This window comes from Mesorhizobium sp. M4B.F.Ca.ET.089.01.1.1, from assembly GCF_004022605.1.
Classification (GTDB): domain Bacteria; phylum Pseudomonadota; class Alphaproteobacteria; order Rhizobiales; family Rhizobiaceae; genus Mesorhizobium; species Mesorhizobium abyssinicae.
The window spans coordinates 1-582 of record NZ_RZOS01001227.1 but is presented as its reverse complement, the minus strand read 5'-3'; the positions used below and the strand labels follow the sequence as shown (position 1 = coordinate 582).

The following is a 582-nucleotide window of genomic DNA, read 5'->3' as shown; positions in this document are numbered from 1 at the left end:
GGATAACGTCAATCAGGTTGGACTGACCCAGTTACCCCTGCAGATCGACAAGATCGAGACCAGCATTGAGAGCGCGTGGCGGAAGACCGTTCGAGACGCATTGGGCGGACAAGCGGCGCTTGGCGAGATTCTCACGAGCATACCCGGTGTTGAATCGCTGGGCCGAGAACTTACTAAGCTGGCTCAGCGAGCCGCGAGCCTCGAAGACCATTCGCGTGCCGCGGCCGCGCGTGTCGCCGAGCGCAACAAACTCGTCGCGGAAGCCTCTGAGCTTGCCGATCGTCTGCTAAACGCTGGCGTAGCTCCACCCATTGCAACCTTCCTTGTCGCTGTCGCGGCCGGCCCGGTGCGACTGTCCGACCTGACGGATGATATTCTCGCCTGGATCAAGGACCACAATGCCTTGGCACTGTTCACTGTCTCAGCCCGAGGCGCGTGAAGCCGTCATGAATCGCGCAAGCAGACCGCGGCTTACTGCCACATCGGCGAGCCCGGAGGGCATCAGGTCGCTATCGCCATGGAGGCACGCGAGACAGCCGTCGAAGCAAAGTCGACCGCTGACGCGATAGATCTGGTCGGCAA

The 582-nt window shown here is 61.5% G+C and carries 1 protein-coding gene; it reads left to right on the top strand.

Annotation, left to right across the window (positions count from 1 at the left end; translation table 11 throughout):
- On the top strand, positions 1–439 hold a 439-nt coding region (locus tag EN780_RS39415; RefSeq protein ID WP_189557131.1), incomplete at its 5' end, for a hypothetical protein.
- Positions 440–582: the final 143 nt, after the last annotated feature.